At 62.9% G+C, this 20,049-nt stretch carries 14 protein-coding genes; 9 read left to right on the top strand and 5 right to left on the bottom strand.

From position 1 onward, the window contains the following. Positions 1–143: 143 nt before the first annotated feature. A complete protein-coding gene (locus AADA04_RS02740) occupies positions 144–2,138 on the top strand; it encodes a protein meaA (RefSeq protein WP_340691702.1) in 1,995 nt (664 codons plus the stop codon). A gap of 86 nt (positions 2,139–2,224) precedes the next feature. Further along, positions 2,225–3,634, top strand: coding sequence for a 30S ribosomal protein S6--L-glutamate ligase (gene rimK / locus AADA04_RS02745; RefSeq protein ID WP_340691703.1), 1,410 nt, complete (start codon positions 2,225–2,227; stop codon positions 3,632–3,634). Here rimK and AADA04_RS02750 read toward each other — a convergent pair. From AADA04_RS02750 to AADA04_RS02765, 4 genes are all read right to left on the bottom strand, one after another. After that, positions 3,621–4,889: a multidrug effflux MFS transporter gene (locus AADA04_RS02750; RefSeq protein WP_340691704.1), complete on the bottom strand. Its 1,269-nt coding sequence runs from the start codon at positions 4,887–4,889 to the stop codon at positions 3,621–3,623. The two genes, rimK and AADA04_RS02750, sit on opposite strands and share 14 nt — an antisense overlap. Before the next feature lie 152 nt (positions 4,890–5,041). Next, positions 5,042–5,632, bottom strand: coding sequence for a hypothetical protein (locus AADA04_RS02755; protein WP_340691705.1), 591 nt, complete (start codon positions 5,630–5,632; stop codon positions 5,042–5,044). A 191-nt stretch (positions 5,633–5,823) separates the two neighbouring features. Continuing rightward, on the bottom strand, positions 5,824–7,254 hold the full coding sequence (locus tag AADA04_RS02760; RefSeq protein WP_340691706.1) for an aldehyde dehydrogenase family protein: 1,431 nt from the start codon (positions 7,252–7,254) through the stop codon (positions 5,824–5,826). A 126-nt stretch (positions 7,255–7,380) separates the two neighbouring features. Then, the gene (locus AADA04_RS02765) at positions 7,381–8,901 is read right to left on the bottom strand and encodes a helicase HerA-like domain-containing protein (RefSeq protein WP_340691707.1); all 1,521 of its coding nucleotides are present in this window, start codon (positions 8,899–8,901) and stop codon (positions 7,381–7,383) included. A 161-nt stretch (positions 8,902–9,062) separates the two neighbouring features. Here AADA04_RS02765 and AADA04_RS02770 point away from each other — a divergent pair, with 161 nt between their 5' ends. The 5 genes from AADA04_RS02770 to mtgA all read left to right on the top strand — a co-directional run bounded on the left by AADA04_RS02770 (position 9,063) and on the right by mtgA (position 18,179). Beyond that, the gene (locus AADA04_RS02770) at positions 9,063–10,181 is read left to right on the top strand and encodes an AI-2E family transporter (protein ID WP_340691708.1); all 1,119 of its coding nucleotides are present in this window, start codon (positions 9,063–9,065) and stop codon (positions 10,179–10,181) included. Positions 10,182–10,506: 325 nt separating this feature from the next. Then, on the top strand, positions 10,507–15,231 hold the full coding sequence (locus AADA04_RS02775) for an NAD-glutamate dehydrogenase (protein WP_340691709.1): 4,725 nt from the start codon (positions 10,507–10,509) through the stop codon (positions 15,229–15,231). Between the two features lie 98 nt (positions 15,232–15,329). Then, positions 15,330–16,004 (top strand): glutathione S-transferase family protein, encoded by a 675-nt coding sequence (locus tag AADA04_RS02780; protein ID WP_340691710.1) that lies wholly within the window; start codon positions 15,330–15,332, stop codon positions 16,002–16,004. Further along, positions 15,985–17,124 (top strand): tRNA epoxyqueuosine(34) reductase QueG, encoded by a 1,140-nt coding sequence (queG, locus tag AADA04_RS02785; protein WP_340691711.1) that lies wholly within the window; start codon positions 15,985–15,987, stop codon positions 17,122–17,124. The genes AADA04_RS02780 and queG overlap by 20 nt, the downstream gene beginning before the upstream one ends. Then, a complete protein-coding gene (gene mtgA / locus AADA04_RS02790) occupies positions 17,121–18,179 on the top strand; it encodes a monofunctional biosynthetic peptidoglycan transglycosylase (RefSeq protein WP_340691712.1) in 1,059 nt (352 codons plus the stop codon). The genes queG and mtgA overlap by 4 nt, the downstream gene beginning before the upstream one ends. A 23-nt stretch (positions 18,180–18,202) precedes the next feature. On the opposite strand, the gene AADA04_RS02795 is transcribed toward mtgA, so the two are convergent. After that, complete coding sequence (locus AADA04_RS02795; protein ID WP_340691713.1) at positions 18,203–19,120, bottom strand: SDR family NAD(P)-dependent oxidoreductase; 918 nt, start codon at positions 19,118–19,120, stop codon at positions 18,203–18,205. Positions 19,121–19,225: 105 nt separating this feature from the next. Here AADA04_RS02795 and AADA04_RS02800 point away from each other — a divergent pair, with 105 nt between their 5' ends. Continuing rightward, complete coding sequence (locus tag AADA04_RS02800; RefSeq protein ID WP_340691714.1) at positions 19,226–19,876, top strand: HAD-IA family hydrolase; 651 nt, start codon at positions 19,226–19,228, stop codon at positions 19,874–19,876. Beyond that, positions 19,863–20,049, top strand: a 187-nt coding sequence (locus AADA04_RS02805; RefSeq protein WP_340691715.1) for a hypothetical protein, incomplete at its 3' end; no start/stop codon positions are given. The genes AADA04_RS02800 and AADA04_RS02805, both read left to right, overlap by 14 nt.

Below are 20,049 nucleotides of genomic sequence, written 5' to 3' on the forward strand. Positions count from 1 at the left end.
TATCCGGTGGGGGGCAAGGGCGTGGTGGGTCCGTTTCGATGTGGCCATGAAGACACGCCAGCACAAGGGCGCGGCCTGACGCTTGCGCTGGCCAGCGCCACACGGCATGTTGCGCCGCAACAATACAATTGGGGAGCCCCGGCATGGCCGACACACAAAAACCGTTCCAGCACGCGCCTGACCGGCCGTGGATTTTCCGCACCTATGCGGGCCATTCGACGGCGCAGAAATCGAACGAGCTGTATCGGGGCAACCTGGCCAAGGGCCAGACGGGCCTGTCCATTGCCTTCGACCTGCCGACGCAGACTGCCTATGACGCCGACCATATCCTGGCGCGCGGCGAAGTCGGCAAGGTTGGCGTGCCGGTCAAGCATATGGGCGACATGGCGAAACTGTTCGACCAGCTGCCGCTGGAAGAGATGAACACGTCGATGACGATTAATGCGCCGGCGGCCTGGATGCTGGCCATGTATGTCGCGTTGGCCGACGAGCGCGGCGACGACCGGTACAAGCTGCGCGGCACGACGCAGAACGATATCGTCAAAGAATACCTGTCGCGCGGGACCTATGTGTTCCCGCCCGAGCCTTCGATGCGGCTGATCTCGGACATGGTCAGCTGGTGCTATACAGAAGTTCCAAAATGGAACCCGATGAATGTCTGCTCCTATCACCTGCAGGAAGCGGGCGCGACACCGGAACAGGAGCTGGCCTATGCGCTGGCGACGGCGATTGCCGTGCTCGACCGCGTGAAAGCGGGCGGACAAGTTCCGGAATCAGACTTTGAAACCGTGTTCGGGCGGATTTCCTTCTTCGTGAATGCAGGTGTGCGTTTCATTACGGAACTCTGCAAAATGCGGGCGTTCGTGGACCTGTGGGAAGAGATCGGCCGGACACGTTATGGCGTGACCGACCCGAAGGCGCTGTTGTTCCGCTATGGCGTGCAGGTCAATTCGCTGGGCCTGACCGAGCAGCAACCGGAGAATAATGTCTACCGCATCCTGATCGAGGCGCTGGCGGTAACCCTGTCGAAACGGGCCCGGTGCCGGGCGCTGCAATTGCCGGCCTGGAACGAGGCCATGGGCCTGCCGCGTCCGTGGGACCAGCAATGGAGCCTGCGCCTGCAGCAGATCCTGGCCTACGAAACCGATCTCCTCGAATTCGAGGACATATTCGACGGCAGCCATGTGATCGACGGCAAGACCGAGGAATTGAAGGACAAGGCCCGCGCGACGCTGGCCGAGATCGACGCGCTGGGCGGCGCGACGAATGCCATTGGCCATATGAAGGAAAGCCTTGTCGGCGCGCATATCGACCGCATCAAGGCGATCGAGAACGGATCGATGAGCGTTATCGGCGTGAACAAGTACACCTCGACCGAGGAAAGCCCGCTGGGCACGGGCGACGGCGCGATCATGACGGTCGATCCGGCTGAAGAAGCCGCGCAAGTGCGCGAGCTGAAAGCGTGGCGTGCGAAACGCGACAATGCAGCCGTCGAGGCGGCGCTGGCGGACCTGAAGGCGGCGGCGGCAAGCGATGTGAACATCATGGAGCCGTCGATTGCCTGTGCCAAGGCGGGCGTGACGACCGGCGAATGGGGCACCGCAATGCGCGAAGTGTTCGGCGAATTCCGTGCACCGACGGGCGTGGCCATGGTTATCAGCGGCGACGGTGACGAAGAGATCGCCGCCGTGAAAGCCGATGTCGACCGCGTGTCGGAAGCGCTGGGCCGGCGGCTGACCTATGTGCTGGGCAAGCCGGGCCTGGATGGCCATTCCAATGGCGCCGAGCAGATCGCGGCGCGCGGGCGGGAAGTCGGCATGGATGTCGTCTATGAGGGCATCCGCTTCACGCCAGCCGAGATTGCGGCGCAGGCGAAAGAGGCCAATGCGCACGTGATCGGGCTGTCCATCCTGTCCGGCAGCCATCTCGATCTCGTGCGTGAGACGATTGCGGAGATGCGCAAGCAGGGGCTGGAAAATGTGCCACTGGTTGTCGGCGGCATCATCCCGCCGGAAGACGCCCGCGCCCTCGGCCAGATGGGTGTGACGCGCATCTACACGCCCAAGGACTTCAAGATTACCGGCATCATGGGCGACGTGGTGAAAGTGGTCGAGAAGGCCTGGCTGGCGACGACCTAGGCTTACAGCTTTCTTCTTCTTGCGACGCCGCAACAAGGCGTTTAAGGGCGGCGATCACTTACAATCAGGCCTGATCGGGAACCGCCATGGGACAGTTTGAACTCGGTTGGGAAGAGTGGCTGGCGCTGCCGGACCTGGGCCTGCCTGCGATCAAGGCCAAGGTGGATACCGGCGCCAAGACATCGGCGCTGCATGCCAGCGTGATCGAGCCGTTTGGGCCGAGTACAAAGCCGCAAGTGCGCTTCCTGATCCAGCCGGATCCGTCGGACCCCAACCTGGAGATCACCTGCTCGGCGCAGGTGATCGACCGGCGCGAAGTGACCAGTTCGAATGGCGATACCGAACTGCGTTACGTGATCGAGACCGAGGCCGAGATGGGCGGTCGGCGCTGGCCGATCCAGCTGACACTGACCAATCGCGAGAACATGACCTACCGGATGCTGTTCGGACGCGGAGCGGTCCAGCCCGACATGATCGTCAATCCCAACGCGTCGTTCAGCCAGCCCTTGCTGGACTATGCGCGCTATAATGGCCTGCCGAAGCGGACGCCGGTGAAACGGCCCTTGCGGATTGCCCTGCTGACGCGCGAGCCGAATAATTATTCCTCCAAACGCTTGGTCGAAGCCGCTGAGGCACGCGGCCACGTCATGGAGATGATCGATACCGCGCGCTGCTACATGCAGATCGGTACGCTGGACCCGGAAGTGCATTATGACGGCAAGGCACTCGAGCGGTTCGACGCTGTGATCCCGCGCATCGGTGCGTCGATCACCGATTATGGCATGGCGGTGCTGCGTCAGTTTACCAATACAGGCGCGTTCTGCCTGAACGGGGCAGGGGCCATCGGGCGCTCGCGTGACAAACTGCTGGCGCACCAGTTGCTCGCCCGTGCCAAGATCGGCATGCCGATCACGGCGTTTGCGCACAGCCCGAAGGATACGAAAGACCTGATCTCCCTGGCGGGCGGGGCGCCGGTGGTTGTGAAGCTGCTCTCGTCGACGCAGGGCAAGGGCGTGGTTCTCGCCGAAACGCGGAAGGCGGCCGAAAGCCTGGTCGATGCGTTCCGCGGGCTGGAGGCGAACTTCCTGGTGCAGGAATTCATCAATGAGGCAGCAGGCGCCGATACGCGCTGTTTCGTCATTGGCAACAAGGTGGTCGGCGGCATGAAGCGACAGGCGGCCAAAGGCGAGTTCCGATCGAACCTGCACCGCGGCGGTACGGCCAGCGCGGTGAAGCTGACGCGGGCCGAACGCGATATCGCGCGCGAAGCGGCGAAAGTGCTGGGCCTGCGCGTGGCGGGCGTGGACCTGTTGCAGACCGATGAGGGCCCGAAGGTGCTGGAGGTCAATTCCTCGCCCGGCCTGCAGGGCATCGAAGGGGCGACCGGCAAGGACATTGCGGGGATGATCATCGAGCATCTCGAGCGTCAGGTGCGCCCGCTGGCCAAGGTGCGCGAGACCGGTGCGAAGCCGCGACGGCGGATCAACGTGAGCTGAACAGCTTGCCCTTCTCGGTGATCAGGATGATCCCGAGTGAGACCAGGCCGAGGCAGACGAAGCCGAGCGTGATCGGTACGGTCGAGCCATTGTACTGGCTGGCGATGGTCATGCCGATGAGGCTGGAAACAGTCGTCGTGGCAAAGCCATAGGCAGCCGAAGCTGTGCCGGCAATCTTGCCGAGGGGTTCCATAGCGAGCGCGCTGAAGTTCGATCCCATCAGGCCGAAACACCCGAAGCAGAGCGCAAACAGAGGGAAGAAGATAAAAAGGTGGTCGCCGACGAAATGGGTGACCAGTGCGAGGATCGCCGCGCCGATTGTAAAGATGAAGAGGGCGGTCTGGCTGATCCGGCGCATGCCGACCTTCTCGACGATGCGCGAGTTCAGGAAGTTGGCGCAGGCCAATGTGCCGGCGATTCCGGCGAACCAGAGCGCGAACGTGTCCGTCTGGCCGAAGACTTCGCGGAAGACCTGTTCAGACGAGGCGATGAACGCGAACAGCGCGCCGAAGATGACGCCGGAGGCGCACATGTATCCGAACGTGACGCGCGACTTGACGATCTGCCCATAGGCACCGGCGGCAGCACCGAGATTGAGCGGTTGCCGGGCCGTTTCCGGCAGGGTCTCGGGCAGGCGGTACCATGTCCAGACGAGCATGATGATGCCGAAGATGGCGAGGACCACGAAGATGGCCTCCCATGGCGCAACCAGCAGGACGATCTGGCCGATGCCCGGCGCGAGGATCGGTACCACCATGAAAATGGTCATCACCAGCGACATGAAGCGTGCCATCTGGCGGCCGGCAAACAGGTCTCGCACGACCGACACGGCGACAAGCCGTCCGCCGGAGGCAAACACACCTTGCAGGAACCGCATGATCAGAAGGGCCATGAAGTCGCGCATCACGATGCAGGCAAAGGCGGTGATGATATAGCCGACGAGAGCGACGAAGAGGGGACCGCGCCGGCCAAACCGGTCAGAGATGGGGCCCCAGACGATTTGCGGTGCGCCAAAGCCGAGCACATAGGAGAAGATGATCATCTGCTGGCGGTTGTCGCTTTCCATGCCGGGCGCAGTCAGGCCCACCGCATGGGCAATCTGGTTGAGTGCCGGCAGCATGATGTCGATGCCGAAGGCATTCAGCGCCATCAGGCCGGCAATCATGACGACAAGTTCGCTGCGTCCCGGCACCGGCCGCTTGGCGCCGGGCAGGATGCCCGAGGGCGGAATGGCGGAGGGTTCGGTGTCGGCCATGGGCCCGCCTTTCCAGTCTGGTGCGGTTTGGGGGAAGCCTCCCTATCTGGGCCACGCCTTGCCGCTTGCCTAGAGGCGAAGCCAGGAATAATGCGCCTGATGCAGAAACGCCGCCCTTGCGAGGCGGCGTTTGAAGACGGTTTGAAACCGGATCAGGATTCGGGGCGCTGGATCTGGCTGCCCAGATTGAAGATCACCTGATCGGCATCGAAATAGGCCGGATCATCCGGTTTCGGGCCCTTGCCCATGATGATTTCGGCCGATGCCACATAAGAAGTGATTTCGCGATATTCCTGCGGGCCGTCCCAGAAGGGATCATAATAGCCGAAGCGCGACGCGTAGAATGAGCGCGGATAGGCCCAGCGGCGGTAGGGGTCATGGAAGTAGGACGCACGCGGGCCGAAGTAGCGATAGTCGAGATAGAAATTGTCGTAGAAGGGCGAATAGCCCGTGGAGGTCGGCACCACGCGGCTGTCAGCATCGGTGGCCCGGTGCACGACACGGAAATGGTCGAAGCCGTTCTGCTTGGTCAGCTCTGCCGCGCGATACAGCATGTAGGTCTCGACCGTCTTGCGGTCGGTCAGGCTGTTGCCAGCGAACTGGACCTGGAAACGGTTGGATTCGATCTGCTGTTCCGAGTAGCCACGTTCTGAATCATACGCCGCCTGATAGGGGGTGGCAGTGGTACAGGCGACCAGTAAGGCCAGGGCGGCAAACCCGGCGGCGATCCTTGAAATATGCATGTGGCGACCCTCCTGAGGATGTCTGCAAGCGTACACGATATCAAACCGTATCCTACCTGAACCTAGGTTGAATTGCGTAGACTCGCTACAGTGTGGGGTCAGTGCGCCATCACATTTTCGAGATCATCGCGTCAACGAAAAAGGGCGACCCATCGGGCCGCCCTTGATCTTGTGCGTTCCGGTATGACGGATCAGGCGGCCTTGTAGCCGATGACTGCCTTTGTTTCGAGGAATTCCTCGAAGCCGAGTTCGCCCCATTCGCGGCCATTGCCGGACTGGCCGTAGCCGCCGAACGGTGCCGAGAAGTCAGGGCTGGCGCCGTTGACCTGGATCTGGCCGGCGCGGATCTGGCGAGCGACGGCCTGGGCTTCCTTGTCCGGGCCCTGAACATAACCAGCGAGACCGTAGACGGTGTCATTGGCCATCTCGATGGCGTCGTCCAGCGTGTCGTAAGGCAGGATGCAAAGGACAGGACCGAAGATTTCCTCGCGGGCGATGGTCATCTGGTTGGTGACGTTCGCGAAGACGGTGGGGCGGGTGAAGTAACCCTTGTTGAAGCCTTCAGGGCGACCCGTGCCACCGGCGACGAGCGTCGCACCTTCGTCGATGCCGACCTGGATCAGGTCCTGGACCTTCTGGAACTGGTTGCCATTCGAGATCGGACCAATGGCACCCGGCGTCGCTTCGCCCGGCATCATGACCTTGACCGATTCCGCTGCGGCCTTGGCAATTGCGATGGCTTCGTCCTGCTGGTCTTTCTGGACGAACATGCGCGACGGCGCGTTACAGGACTGGCCTGTATTGGTCATCATCTGCATGACGCCGCCTGCGACGGCCTTTTTCAGGTCGGCGGTTGGCAGGACGATGTTCGGCGACTTGCCACCGAGTTCCTGGGCGACACGCTTGACGGTCGGGGCAGCAGCCTGCGCGACGAGCACGCCGGCGCGGGTCGAGCCCGTGAAGCTCATCATGTCGACATCAGGGTGCGCCGAAAGAACGGCGCCGACATTCGGGCCGTCGCCGTTGACGAGGTTGAACACGCCTTTCGGCACGCCGGCTTCATGCAGGATCTCGGCGAAGATCAGTGCGTCGAGCGGTGCGATTTCGGACGGCTTGAGGACCATGGTGCAACCCGCTGCGAGGGCAGGGGCGACCTTGCAGGCGATCTGGTTGAGGGGCCAGTTCCACGGCGTGATGAAGCCGCAGACGCCAATGGCTTCCTTGCGCAGCAGGGTCGTGCCTTTCAGCTCTTCCCACTCAAAGCCGCGCAGGATGGCGGCGGCGGTGGCGAAATGGCCCATGCCGGCCGGCACCTGAGCCGCATTGGCGAGCCACATTGGCGCGCCCATTTCGTCGGAGATGGCGCTGGCCAGTTCTGGCAGGCGCTTCTGGATGCCGGCGGTGATCTTGTCGAGCAGGTCGGCGCGGTATTCGACCGAGGTTTGCGAGAAGGACGGGAAAGCAGCCTTGGCGGCGGCAACGGCCTTGTCGACATCGGCCTTCGAGCCGAGCGAGATGCGCGCAAAGGGCTCTTCAGTGGCGGGGTTTTCGACCTCAAGCGTGCGGGGCTCCACCGGATCGACCCACTCACCATTGATGTAAAACTTGAGATAATCTTTCATGGGCCGGAGCCTCCCTTTGATGTCTGTGCTTCTGGTCTGACTATAGGTGACGCGCGCGTCACCGGCGAGTCCTGACGCAAAGGAAATCACCCGTGTAACGGGGAATTCATCTGAGGCAGGTGGCGTCTAGCGCTTCATGCCGCCCAGGATGCCACGCAGGATATAGCGGGTGAATTCGCGCGTCGCCGTGCGGGCGGCCTGCTTTCCGGCTGCTTCGAGTGGCGTCTGGCGTCGGGACTTTGTGGATTTTGCCCGCGTTTTTTTCTTTGCGAGCGCGGCCTTGGCCTTTTCTTCCTTGGCGGCCAGCTTTTCAGCCTGTTCGGCGGCTTCGGCCTCTTTTTCTTCCAGGATCTCGTAGGCGGACTCGCGGTCGATGACCTCTTCATACTTGCCGGCAAAGGGGCTGTCCTTCTGGACAATTGCGCGTTCGGCAGGTGTGGCCGGTCCGAGGCGGGAGGATGGCGGGCGGATCATGGTGCGCTGGACCACTGACGGCGCGCTCTTGGTGTTGAGCGTGGAGACGAGCGCCTCGCCGGTGCCGAGCTGGGTGATGACCTCCTCGGTGTCGAAGGCCGGGTTTTCGCGGAATGACTGGGCGGCGGCGCGCACGCCCTTGCGTTCGGCGGGCGTGTAGGCGCGCAGGGCGTGCTGCATCCGGTTACCGAGCTGGGCCAGAACGTTTTCCGGCAGGTCGCGCGGGTTCTGGGTGACGAAGAAGACGCCGACGCCTTTCGAGCGGATGAGGCGGACGACCTGTTCGATCTTCTGCATCAGGGCTGGCGGCGCGTCATTGAACAGGAGGTGGGCCTCGTCGAAGAAGAAGACGAGCTTTGGCTTGTCCGGGTCGCCGACTTCCGGGAGGCGCTCGAACAGTTCCGACAGCAGCCAGAGCAGGAAGGTGGAATAGAGTTTTGGGCTGTTGATCAGCTTGGTCGCGTCGAGCACGTTGACATAGCCGCGCCCGTCCTGGGTCGAGCGCATCAGGTCTTCGAGCTGCAGTGCCGGCTCGCCGAAGAAATGCTCGGCGCCTTCGCGTTCGAGCATCAGGAGGTTGCGCTGCACGGCGCCGAGCGAGGCGGCGGCGACGTTGCCGTATTCCTGGCTGATCTCGTCGCGCACCTCTTTCTGGGACAGGTGGACCAGCAGCTTGCGCAGGTCTTTCAGGTCGAGCAGCAGGAGGCCGTTATCGTCGGCATATTCGAAGGCGATGTTGAGCACGCCTTCCTGCGCATCTGTCAGGCCCATCAGGCGCGACAGGAGGAGGGGGCCCATTTCCGAGATCGTGGCGCGGATCGGGTGACCGTTCTCGCCGAACACATCCCAGAAGATGGTGGGGGCGGCGCCATAGCCGAAGTCCTCAAGGCCGATCAGGTTGGCGCGTGCGACCAGCTTGTCGTGCAGCTTGTGACTGGCGCTGCCGGGAACGCAGATGCCCGAGAGGTCGCCTTTCACGTCGGCACAGAAGACCGGGACGCCGGCATCGGAGAAGCCCTGCGCCAGGATTTGCAGGGTCACGGTCTTGCCGGTGCCGGTCGCGCCGGCGACGAGGCCGTGACGGTTGGCCACTTTCAGCAGCATTTCCTGAGCGGTGTTCGGCGTGCCAGACCCGTCTTCGTCTGCGCCACCGATAAAAAGTGAATCCGTCATGCTGGCCAAATCTCCCCTGATGCCGCCGGAACGCTAGTGATTTAACAGGATTCGGCAAGGGGCCGACTGAGCTTGGTGTGTGCGGTGCAGATGCAGGTGCAAGCATATCTTGACGCCGAGCGAGGCTGCTTCCAACCTGTATCTGCTTCAGGGGGACCTGTATGGACCGCGCAACCAAGACCGGGATCTGGATCATCGCCACCGGCGTGATCATCGCCTTCCTTTATATTGGACGCGGCATCCTGGCGACCTTCGCCATGGCCGTGTTCCTGTTCCTCGTGATCGAGGGCTTTGCGACCGTGATCGACAACTGGTCGCGTGTGATGCGCCGCGGCGCCGCACGGGCCATTGCTGTGCTGACCGTGCTCGGGGGCTTTATTGGTTTCATCGCCCTGATGGCCCACGGCATGTCGCAGTTCGGGCGCGATGCAGCCGAGTATGAGGAAAAGATCAACGCGCTGATCCGGGATGCCTATGGCCTGGTCAATATGAGCGATGCGCCGACGCTCACCCATCTCCTGTTCAATGCGCAGGGCCAGCGCTTCTTTGCGACAATCGCGAATGCGACGGGCGACCTTTCGGGCGACCTGGTCGTGATCTTCATCTATGTCGCCTTCCTGTTCATTGCCCAGTCCGGCTGGACCCGGAAGCTGGACAATATCTTCCCGGAATTCGAGCAGCGCAGCCAGGTGCGTCAGATCGGCGACGAGGCCCGGCAGAGTATCGAGACCTATCTCTGGACCCAGACCGTCATCTCGGCCCTGATCACGGCGCTGACCTATGCGTCCCTGCTGGCCCTCGGCGTGCAGAATGCGCTCTTCCTGGCGGCGCTGATCTTCGTGCTGAACTATATTCCGACGGTCGGGTCGATCGTCGCGGCGCTGGTGCCGCCCCTCTTTGCCCTCGTGCAGCCCGACGTGCCGGCCTGGATTCCGGGCGCCGCGCCGCAGGACATCTATATCTACGCGGCCATTGTGTTCGGTGTTGTCAGTTTCTGGCAATTCTCGATCGGGAATTTCATCCAGCCGCGGATGATGGGCGAATCCCTGAACCTGTCATCCCTCGTGGTCTTGCTGTCGCTTGCCATCTGGGGCGTGCTGTGGGGCATCCCCGGAATGTTCCTGTCGGCACCGCTGACTGTGTTGATGATGATACTGTTTGCGCAATCTGACGGCACGCGGTGGATCGCGATCCTCCTGTCGTCGGATGGAAACCCTCAGGGAAAGGGCGCGCAAAGGGTCGCAGCTACAGCTGCCAAAGATCGTGGCGAAAGGGAATGAAGTGTGGCATCTCGCGCAATCGCAGAAGCAGAATGTACAGGTCGGTGAAGTCTTCATGATTTGTAATGTAGTTTTGCCAGCTGTACCCCTTGCTTCCTGAAAGCAAGAACCGAAATACAAGATCAGGCCTCCGCGTGCGTCCCCCCACCCAGCCTGCGGAACGCCTGTAGGGCCCGTCGGACACGTCCCCGTTCGACGGGCCCGCTTGTATTCGGGCAAGGGCCCCACCGGGCCATTCAGTTTCATTTGAAACAACCCATTGAAGGGGTTCGCGGCGCAGGTTAGACCGGATGGAGTTTCCGCAGTCGCCAAGCGAGCTTTTCACATGTCCACACCGCTTTCCAGGGCCGACCCGCTTCAGCAAGTGCTGGCGCAGGTGAATCAGGAATCCCGCAATGAAGACCTGACCGGTCTGACCGAGGGTGACGTCCGCAAGCTGACGACGGACCTGTGGACATGGGCGAACAGTGTGGCGCCGAACGTGCAGGACGCGCGTGTCCTGATTGCGCCGGACGGGGAAAGCGCCCCATTGCAGCGCTCGGTGCTTGAGGCGGTTGGTCCGGACATGCCGTTCCTGGTCGATTCATTGCTGAGTGAATGCGCGGTCGCAGGACATGAGGTCAAAGCCCTGTTTCACCCAATCGTGAACATGGAAGATGGCCGATGCGTTTCGGTCATCCAGATCCACTTGCCCCTGATGACAGACGCCGAGGCGAAAACGCTGATCCAGGGCGTACGCAAGACGCAGGATTCGACGCGCCAGGTGGTCAGCGACTTTGAAGCGATGAAGGCGCGTATGGAGGCCGAGATCAAGGGCATCTCGCACCTCAAGAATCACGCCGACGACGACAAGCGCGAAACGATCGCTTTTCTGGAATGGCTGCTGGAAGACCATTTCGTCTTCCTCGGTTGCCGTGAATACCATTTCGAGACAGATGCAAACGGTAAGGTGCTGCCGGAAGAGCCGATCATGATCGATGGCTCCAACCTCGGCATCCTGCGTGACGAGCAGCTGAACGTGCTGTCCCGTGACAGCGAGCCGCTGGTCCTCACACCTGAGATCAGCGATCTCCTGGCTGAACCGTTCCCGATGTTCGTTGCAAAATCGACTTTGGTCAGCCGCGTGCATCGCCGGGTCAATTGCGACTATATCGGTATCAAGAAATATGATGCGGACGGCAAGGTGAACGGGGAAGTGCGGTTCCTCGGCCTGTTCACCGCTGAAGCCTATGACGAGACGGCGCGGTCGATTCCGTTCGTGCGCCGACGGGTCAAGAAGGTGATCGAAGCGTCCGGTGCGGCGCCAGGCGGGCATACGGAGAAAACCGTCGCCAACCTGCTTGAAACCTGGCCGCGCGACGAATTGTTCCAGACCCATTCCCGGGCCCTTGCGCCGATGATTATCGGTGCGATGCATCTGGTCGGTCGCCCGCGCACGCGCCTGTTCCTGCGCCGCGACGAGTTCGACCGGTTCGTGACCGCGATCGTGTTCGTGCCCCGCGAAGCCTATGACACGGCGCTGCGCCTGCGCATGGCGGACGTCCTGACCCGCGCCTATGCGGGCACATTGGTGAAGTTCCAGCCCTATTTCGACACCGGGCCCCTGGCGCGTGTGCATTTCGAAATCTCGATTGACCGCAATCATCCCCAGCCTGACCCGGACGCACTGGAACGTGAAATCGCCGACCTCGCCCGGACCTGGGACCAGGGGTTCCGGCAGGCCCTGATGGCGAGCCCGCTGGCCGAGTCAGACCGGGACGGTGCACGTGCCTTTATCGGCGCCTTCAATGCGGCCTACCGCGAGGCTTTCCCGCCCGACGAAGCGCTGCGCGATGTCACCACGATGGCAGGCCTGCATTTCACGACGCCGGTGCTCGCTCGTGCCTTCCGGTCGGACGGCGACGATGACGACAAGATACGCGTGAAGATTTATGCCCGCGAAGGCGCCATCCCGCTGTCACGCTGTGTGCCGGTGTTCGAGCATATGGGCCTGTTCGTGAATTTCGAAACGGGCTATCCGATCCGGCCATCCGAGAAGCCGGCAGCAGACGCACCGGAGATATATTGGGTTCATTCGCTGTCGATGCGGTCTGTGGGCGGGGAATCGGTTGACCTGGACGCGCTGGCGAAAGGGTTCGAGGATGCCTTTGTCGCCGTCTGGAGCGGGCAGGCCGAGAATGACGGTTTCAATCGGCTGGTCCTTTCCGCTGGCGCAAGCTGGCGCGAAGCCGCCCTTATGCGGGCCTTGTCGGCCTATCGTCGCCAGTCGGGGCTCGAACAGCCACAGGATATCCAGGAGCGGGCCCTTGCCGCCCACCCAAGGATCACGCGCCTGCTGCTCGACCTGTTCGCGGCACGGTTCGATCCGGCCACACATGACAGTCTCGATGCCCGCCGCGATGCGGTGGCAGGCATTCGCGCATCCATCGAAACGGCGTTACGCGATGTGTCGGCGCTGGCCGAAGACCAGATTCTCCGTCGTCTGACCGATCTCATCTGCGCGATTCAGCGGACCAATTTCTACCAGACGGGCGAAGAGGGGCGTGGCCGCGCGTTCATCAGTTTCAAAGTCGCGAGCCGTGAACTGGAAGACCTGCCCGAGCCGAAGCCGTACCGCGAAATTTTCACGTCGAGCCCCCGGGTCGAAGGCGTGCACCTGCGCTTCGGCCCGGTCGCGCGCGGCGGGCTGCGCTGGTCGGACCGGCCATCGGACTATCGCACGGAAGTGCTGGGTCTTGTGAAAGCCCAGCAGGTCAAGAATGCGGTGATTGTTCCTGTCGGGTCAAAGGGCGGCTTCTTCCCCAAGCAACTCGCCGACCGGTCGAACCGCAACGCCTGGTTCGAAAGTGGGCGGGAGGCCTACAAGCAGTTCATCACGGCGCTGCTCGGCCTCACCGACAATCTCGATGGCGCCAAGGTCATCCATCCGGATCATACCGTGATCTGGGATGGGGAAGACCCGTATCTCGTGGTCGCCGCCGACAAGGGCACGGCGACATTTTCCGACACGGCGAATGCGATCAGCGAGGCGCATGGTTTCTGGCTGGGCGATGCATTCGCGTCGGGTGGTTCGGTCGGCTATGACCACAAGAAGATGGGCATCACGGCACGCGGTGCATGGGAGGCGGTCAAGCGTCACTTCCGCGAGATGGGCAAGGATATCCAGACCGAACCCTTCACGGTGATCGGCGTTGGCGACATGAGCGGCGATGTCTTTGGCAATGGCATGTTGCTGTCGCCGGAGATCCGCCTCGTTGCGGCCTTCAACCACATGCACATCTTCCTTGATCCCAATCCCGGCGATTCGAAGAAGAACCTGGCCGAGCGCCAGCGCCTGTTCAACCTGCCGGGCTCGTCCTGGGCGGACTATGATACGAAGCTGATCTCGTCGGGTGGCGGTATCTTCGAACGGTCGGCCAAATCGATCACGCTGAGCGACGAGGCCAAGGCCGTGACGGGCCTGGCGAAGGATGCGGTGACCCCCGACGAATTGATCCACGCCCTGCTTAAGGCAGAAGCGGCCCTGCTCTGGTTTGGCGGTATCGGGACCTATGTGAAGGCGAGTTCCGAATCCCATGCTGAAGTGGGCGACCGGTCAAGCGATGCGATCCGCGTCAATGGGCGCGACCTCCGGGTCAAGGTGATTGGCGAAGGGGCCAATCTCGGGATGACACAAGCTGGCCGGATCGAGTTCGCGCAGGGCAAGGGGCGTATCAATACCGATGCCATCGACAATTCCGCCGGCGTCGACAGTTCCGACCATGAGGTGAACATCAAGATCCTGGCCGCCGAGGCCATCCGGACCGGCGCGCTGAAGGCGAAGGATCGCAATGCGCTCCTGGCCGAGATGACCGATGACGTTGCCGCGCATGTCCTGCTCCACAACTATGACCAGACGGGCGCGCTGACGCTGGCGGAATCGACTGCCGCTGGCGACCATGACGCCCTTGAGCGCCTGATGGTCTATCTTGAGGAGCGCGGCGTGCTCAACCGGGCGCTGGAAGGGCTGCCCAGCACGGCGCAGATGAGTTTGCGGCAGGAGGCCGGTACCTGGCTGACCCGTCCTGAACTCGCGGTGCTGCTGGCCTGGTCGAAGATCGTGTTGATCGACGATGTTGTTGCCTCCGATATTCCCGACGACCCGTATTTCGAAAGCGTTCTCAAATCCTATTTCACCAAGCCGATCGACACCTATGAGGATGCGATCCGCAACCACCGCCTGAAGCGGGAAATCATCGCCACCGTGATCGCCAACCGGTCGCTCGACATGGCCGGGCCCGTGCCGCTGCTGCGCCTGCGCGAGATGACTGGCGCCGACAATGCCGCCATCGTTCGGGGGCTTGAGGCGTCGCGTGCCGTGCTCGATTTTGATGCCTTCCGCCGCGAAGTCGACGCGCTCGACACAAAGGTCGGGGCGGATGTCCAGACCGATATGCGGATTCAGGCGATGCAGGCGATGAACGAAGCTGCGGCCTGGTATGTGCGCAATATGCCCGGCGTGGCGGTTGGCGATGCGGTGGCCCAGACCCATGCACCGCTGAATGAATTCAAGACCGCTCTGGGTTCGGTCCATGCGCCATTCCCGGCGGCGCGGATCGAGCGCGCGACGCGGCACCTGGTCAAGCGCGGCGCACCCGACGCGCTGGCACGGTGGACCGCTGTGATGAGCCACTTCTCGCAGGGGCTGGTCGTGATCGACCTGGCCCGAGCGGCCAGCGTCGACGTGCCCAAAGCGGGCGCCGCTTTCTATGCGATCGGCGACGCGCTGCGACTGGACCGGCTCAGGGCGTCGGCCCGTGAGGGGCTCGCCAAGGCCGGCTATTGGGACCGGATTGCGGGACGCCGACTGGTCAGTGAACTGGTGCGCATCCAGTCAGCCGCTGCGCAGGAAGCGCTCGCCGCGGGCGGTGTTGATGCCTGGCTTGCCGCACGCGCCGACACACGCCGGCAATTGGTTGCCGCGCTTGGCACGCTGACAAAGGGCAAGGACTGGTCGTTCGCCAAATTTACGCTGTCGGCCGACGCGGTCAGGCAATTCATGGGACGGTAAGGGCTGGCGAGTTATACACAGGGCCGAAGCGCAAGTGACGGCAGCCAGCAAGGCTTTGCTTAACAGGCGCAATAAGCCTGCTATGAGTGAACGCCATCATGAAACGGCTCTATCATTGGCCCCTCGATCCCGCCGGACGGCTGGTGCGTCTCGTCCTCGGCGAGAAGGGCGAAGCTTTCGATCTGTTCGAGTCGACCCCGTGGGCGCCGCATCCGGATGTGTCTGGGCTGGCACATGGCGCGGTGGCTCCGGCACTGGTCGAAACGGGACCTGCGGGCAAGACGTTCGCGTGTGGCACGCGCGCGATCTGCGAGCAGATGGAAGAGTTGAAGCCGACACCGGCCCTGTTGCCGGAAGATCCAAACGAGCGGGCCGAAGCGCGCCGCCTCTGGGCCTGGGTCGAGGCCGGTTGCGAGGAAGTCACCGACAAGCTGCTGACCGAGCGCGTCATGCAATGGGTGCGGCGCGACCGCCAGCCGGATTCCGAAAAGCTGCGACGCGGGGCGCACGCGCTGCGCGGGCGGCTCACCTTCCTCAATGGCATGGTTGAGCTCAACGGCTACCTGGCCGGGCGCACCTTGTCGCTGGCCGACCTGTCGGCGGCGGCGCACCTGTCGGCCTATGACTATTTCGGTGATGTCGAGTGGGATGCGGTGCCGGACCTGAAGACCTGGTATGCAAGGATCAAATCGCGCCCCAGTTTCCGTCCGCTCCTCAGTGACCGGATAGAGGGCACGCGGCCCGTGGCGCATTATGCCGACCTCGACTTCTGATCCCGTGGCCGGTTCACCTGAAGCCTTCCTCAAAGATACCGGGCGCACGATCGGGTTTGACAGTGTGCGCATTGCGCGTGCGGACGAGGCCTGGGCGGCGGGGGAGCGGCTCGAGGCATTCGTGGCAGAGGGCCGTCATGGCCAGATGGACTGGATGGAGACGACGCTTGAACGTCGCAAGGCGCCGACATCCATGTGGGCAGGCGCGAAATCAGCGGTGGTCGTTGCCCTGAACTATGGGCCGGGCCTTGATCCGATGGAGATGCTGGGCGAGCGCAGTCTCGGCAATATCTCCGTCTATGCACGGGGGAAGGACTATCACGACCTGCTGAAGTCGCGCCTGAAACAGCTTGCGCGGGCCTTCGTGGCAGAGACGGGCGCGGAGGTGAAAGTCTTCGTCGATACCGCGCCGCTGATGGAAAAGCCGCTTGCCGCGAAGGCAGGCATGGGCTGGCAGGGCAAGCATACCAACCTTGTCAGCCGCGAGCTGGGCTCCTGGTTCTTCCTCGGCGTGATGCTGACGGATGCGGCGCTGGCGCCGGATGCGGCTGAGACCGACCATTGCGGCTCGTGCAGGGCGTGTCTTGATGTCTGCCCGACGCAGGCTTTCCCGGCGCCTTACCAGCTCGATGCGCGGCGCTGTATCTCCTATCTCACGATCGAGCATGCCGGGCCGATCCCGCGCGAATTCCGGGCCGCGATGGGCAACCGGATCTATGGTTGCGACGACTGCCTCGCCGTGTGCCCGTGGAACAAGTTCGCCGAGGCAGCGTCCGAAGCGGCGCTGCATGCGCGGGCGGAATTGAAGGCACCGGGTCTGGATGAGCTTGCCGCACTGGATGATGCCACGTTCCGGGACGTGTTTTCGGGCTCGCCGGTCAAGCGCAGCGGGCGGAACCGGTTCGTGCGCAATGTGTGTATCGCGATTGGCAATTCGGGTGACGCAGGCCTTGTTGCGTCTGTTCTGGCGCTGCTGGAAGACGCGGCGCCAGAGGTGCGCGGAGCGGCCATCTGGGCGCTGGCGCTTCTTGATCCTGACAGATTTACGGCAGAGAAGGCCGCGCGGCGGGATCGCGAAGGCGATCCGGGCGTTGTGGCGGAATGGGACCAGTCGGCATGACCAATCGAGCAGGGCGGCAAGTTAGCGGCAAGGGGCCGGTAAGGGTGTGGTTCGTCCGGCTGGTGAGGTTCCTTGCGGGGCTGTTCGTCGGCCTGCACATCTATGCTGCAGCCCTGATCTTCCTTCCGGTTCCAGGCACGATCCTGATGGTCCAGCGCGCCGCCGGTGGCGAGCACCTGCGCCGCACGATGACTCCGCTGGAAGATATTTCGCCCTTCCTGGTCACGGCTGTGATTGCGGCGGAGGATACGCGTTATTGCGAGCATAGCGGCATCGACACGGAAGCGATCCGGAAGGCGATAGACGAATACCAGCGTGGGAAGAAAGCGCGCGGCGCGTCGACGATCACGCAGCAGACAGCCAAGAACGTGTTCTTCTGGAATGGCGGTGGCGCGCCCCGAAAGGTCGGCGACATGTGGATGGCGACCTTCATCGATCATGTCTGGGGCAAGCGCCGCGTGATGGAAGTCTATCTGAATGTTGCGGAATGGGGCGACGGCATCTTCGGGGCCGAGGCGGCGGCGCAGGCGCGGTTCGGCAAACCGGCGTCGAAACTGACGGAGCGCGAAGCCGCCCTGCTGGCCGCTGTACTGCCCAGCCCGAACAAGTGGCGCGTCGATCCGCCGGGTCCTTATGTCACCAAGCGGGCCGGGTCGCTGCAGGCGCGGATGCGCGTTGTGCGCCACCAGGGCCTTGATGCCTGCGTGTTTGGTGACAAGCGCCCGGCGCCGCTGCCGCCTGTGAAGGGCGAGCCTGCGCCGCCACCGCCGGAAGCCATGCCAAACCTGCCGCCTGAGCCGGAACCGCTGCCGGACACGACCGGCGCCGGTACGCCGATTGCCAGCGACGATCCGCTGAACCAGGTGCTGGATGCGGCGGATGAATCCTTCGCCCAGCCCACTCCGGAGGCTGTCGAAGACCCTGAACCGTTTGTCGTGGACGAGGTGGCGCCAGCCTACCCGGCAGAGCCGGAGGCGACCGGCCCGGTCGACCTGCGTCCCCGGAACGATCTGGGGCTGGAACCGGAGCCAGCAACCGACGACCCGCCGCAATAGAGCGGGCCGCGGCGAGGCGGGGCCTAGACCGGGTCGTACGGGAACACGCTGGCCGATGCGCCCAGATCGGTAAAGCTGCCCTGCATGGCGGGGAAGGCATTGTCGATCAGGCTGTCAGGTGTCCAGCCTTCCATGCGGGCGATCGATTTGACCGGCCGGGGCTGGTCGCAAAGGATCACTTCATTGCCGCGCACGATGAAAATCTGGCCGCTGACATGCTTGGCCTTGTCGGCGCAGAGGGCAACGGCCAGCTGGGCAACCTGATCGGCGCGCATGGAATTCTTGATCCGCTCGACACGCTCGGCGCCGGCTTCGTCCTTGACCGGGATCGAGGCGATCATGCGCGTCCAGGCGAACGGGGCAATGACATTGGAGCGGACATTCTTGCGCTCGCCTTCCATGGCGATGATGCGGGAGAGGCCGGCAATGCCCATCTTGGCGGCGGCATAATTGGCCTGGCCGATATTGCCGATAATGCCGGAAGTGGACGTGAACAGCACGAAGGCGCCGTTTTCCTTCTCGCGGAACAGCTCGATGGCGGCCCGGGTGACGTTGAAACTGCCGCGCAGGTGCACGTCGATGACGCTGTCCCAGTCTTCTTCGCTCATCTTGTGGAACATGCCGTCGCGCAGGATGCCGGCCGGGTTGATGATGGCGTCGAGCGATCCGAACGTGTCCTTGGCCTGTTCGACCATGCCTTTGACCGCGCGCATATCCGTGACGCTTTCGGAGTTGGACACGGCCTCGCCGCCGGCGGCGCGGATTTCTGCGGCGACCTTCTCGGCGGGACCTGCATCGCCCTCGTCACCGCCTGTCAGGCTGCCACCCAGGTCGTTGACCACGACCTTGGCGCCTTCGCGCGCCGCCAGCAGCGCTGTCTCGCGTCCGATACCGTTGCCACCGCCTGTGATGAGTACTGTTTTGCCGTCAAGCACGCCCATGATCGCCTATCCTTTGTGTTTTCCATGTGATTGACGGCCACCGTAGATACGGTCAAGCAATGTTCAAGGTTTGAAACTCGATTTGAGGAAGGCTAAAGCTGCCGCATGAAAAAGACATTCAAAGCAGTTATCTGGGATTTCGGGGGCGTTTTCACCTCCTCACCCTTCGACGCCTTCACCCGCTACGAGGAAGAGAAGGGCCTGCCAAAGGACTTCATCCGCTCGGTTAATGCCGTGAATCCGCTGGAAAACGCCTGGGCCCTGCTCGAGCGTAGCGAAGTCGATGCGGCAGGGTTTGACGGCATGTTCCGCTCTGAATCGCAGGCGCTGGGGCATGAAGTGCCGGGCCGCGACGTGTTGTCCCTCCTGTCCGGCTCGCTGCGCCCGCGCGTCGTGGCGGCGCTGGACGCCTGCAAGGCGAAGGGCAAGGTCGGCTGCATAACCAACAATGCGCCGATTGGCAAAGGCGCCTCGATGACCAATGACAGCGAGAAGGCCGCCCAGCTGGAAAAGGTCTTCGCCATGTTCGACCATGTCATCGAAAGCTCGAAACTGGGCATTCGCAAGCCAGACCCGCGCATCTATGCCCTGATGTGCGAAGCGCTGGATGTCGCCCCGGAAGAGTGTGTCTATCTCGACGACCTGGGCATCAACCTGTTGCCTGCGCGCCAGATGGGCATGACAACGATCAAGGTGCTTGGCGAGGACCAGTTGCTTGCTGACCTTGAGGCTGTGACCGGTTATGCGCTGGCGTAGCGCTCTCCTCGCGGCGATGGCGCTGAGCCTCGCCGCCTGCGGCCGGAGCGGCGAAGAGCCGATTCAGGCCATACCCGACGAAAGCCTGACGCAGCCGCCTGTCGCGCCCGAACTGGTTGAGATCACCGACGACGTCTCGGAGACGCGCGACGCCCTGTTGAGATATGCAAGGG

The sequence above is a fragment of the Hyphomonas sp. genome (genome assembly GCF_037969335.1).
Classification (GTDB): domain Bacteria; phylum Pseudomonadota; class Alphaproteobacteria; order Caulobacterales; family Hyphomonadaceae; genus Hyphomonas.

Excerpts from the sequence above, each read along its gene's own strand:
- queG (WP_340691711.1), top strand. The coding sequence starts at position 15,985 with ATGCCGACCTCGACTTCTGATCCCGTGGCCGGTTCACCTGAAGCCTTC.
- AADA04_RS02780 (WP_340691710.1), top strand. The coding sequence starts at position 15,330 with ATGAAACGGCTCTATCATTGGCCCCTCGATCCCGCCGGACGGCTGGTG.
- AADA04_RS02770 (WP_340691708.1), top strand. The coding sequence starts at position 9,063 with ATGGACCGCGCAACCAAGACCGGGATCTGGATCATCGCCACCGGCGTG.
- AADA04_RS02755 (WP_340691705.1), bottom strand. The coding sequence starts at position 5,632 with ATGCATATTTCAAGGATCGCCGCCGGGTTTGCCGCCCTGGCCTTACTG.
- AADA04_RS02795 (WP_340691713.1), bottom strand. The coding sequence starts at position 19,120 with ATGGGCGTGCTTGACGGCAAAACAGTACTCATCACAGGCGGTGGCAAC.
- AADA04_RS02800 (WP_340691714.1), top strand. The coding sequence starts at position 19,226 with ATGAAAAAGACATTCAAAGCAGTTATCTGGGATTTCGGGGGCGTTTTC.
- AADA04_RS02750 (WP_340691704.1), bottom strand. The coding sequence starts at position 4,889 with ATGGCCGACACCGAACCCTCCGCCATTCCGCCCTCGGGCATCCTGCCC.
- AADA04_RS02760 (WP_340691706.1), bottom strand. The coding sequence starts at position 7,254 with ATGAAAGATTATCTCAAGTTTTACATCAATGGTGAGTGGGTCGATCCG.
- AADA04_RS02765 (WP_340691707.1), bottom strand. The coding sequence starts at position 8,901 with ATGACGGATTCACTTTTTATCGGTGGCGCAGACGAAGACGGGTCTGGC.
- rimK (WP_340691703.1), top strand. The coding sequence starts at position 2,225 with ATGGGACAGTTTGAACTCGGTTGGGAAGAGTGGCTGGCGCTGCCGGAC.
- AADA04_RS02775 (WP_340691709.1), top strand. The coding sequence starts at position 10,507 with ATGTCCACACCGCTTTCCAGGGCCGACCCGCTTCAGCAAGTGCTGGCG.
- AADA04_RS02740 (WP_340691702.1), top strand. The coding sequence starts at position 144 with ATGGCCGACACACAAAAACCGTTCCAGCACGCGCCTGACCGGCCGTGG.
- mtgA (WP_340691712.1), top strand. The coding sequence starts at position 17,121 with ATGACCAATCGAGCAGGGCGGCAAGTTAGCGGCAAGGGGCCGGTAAGG.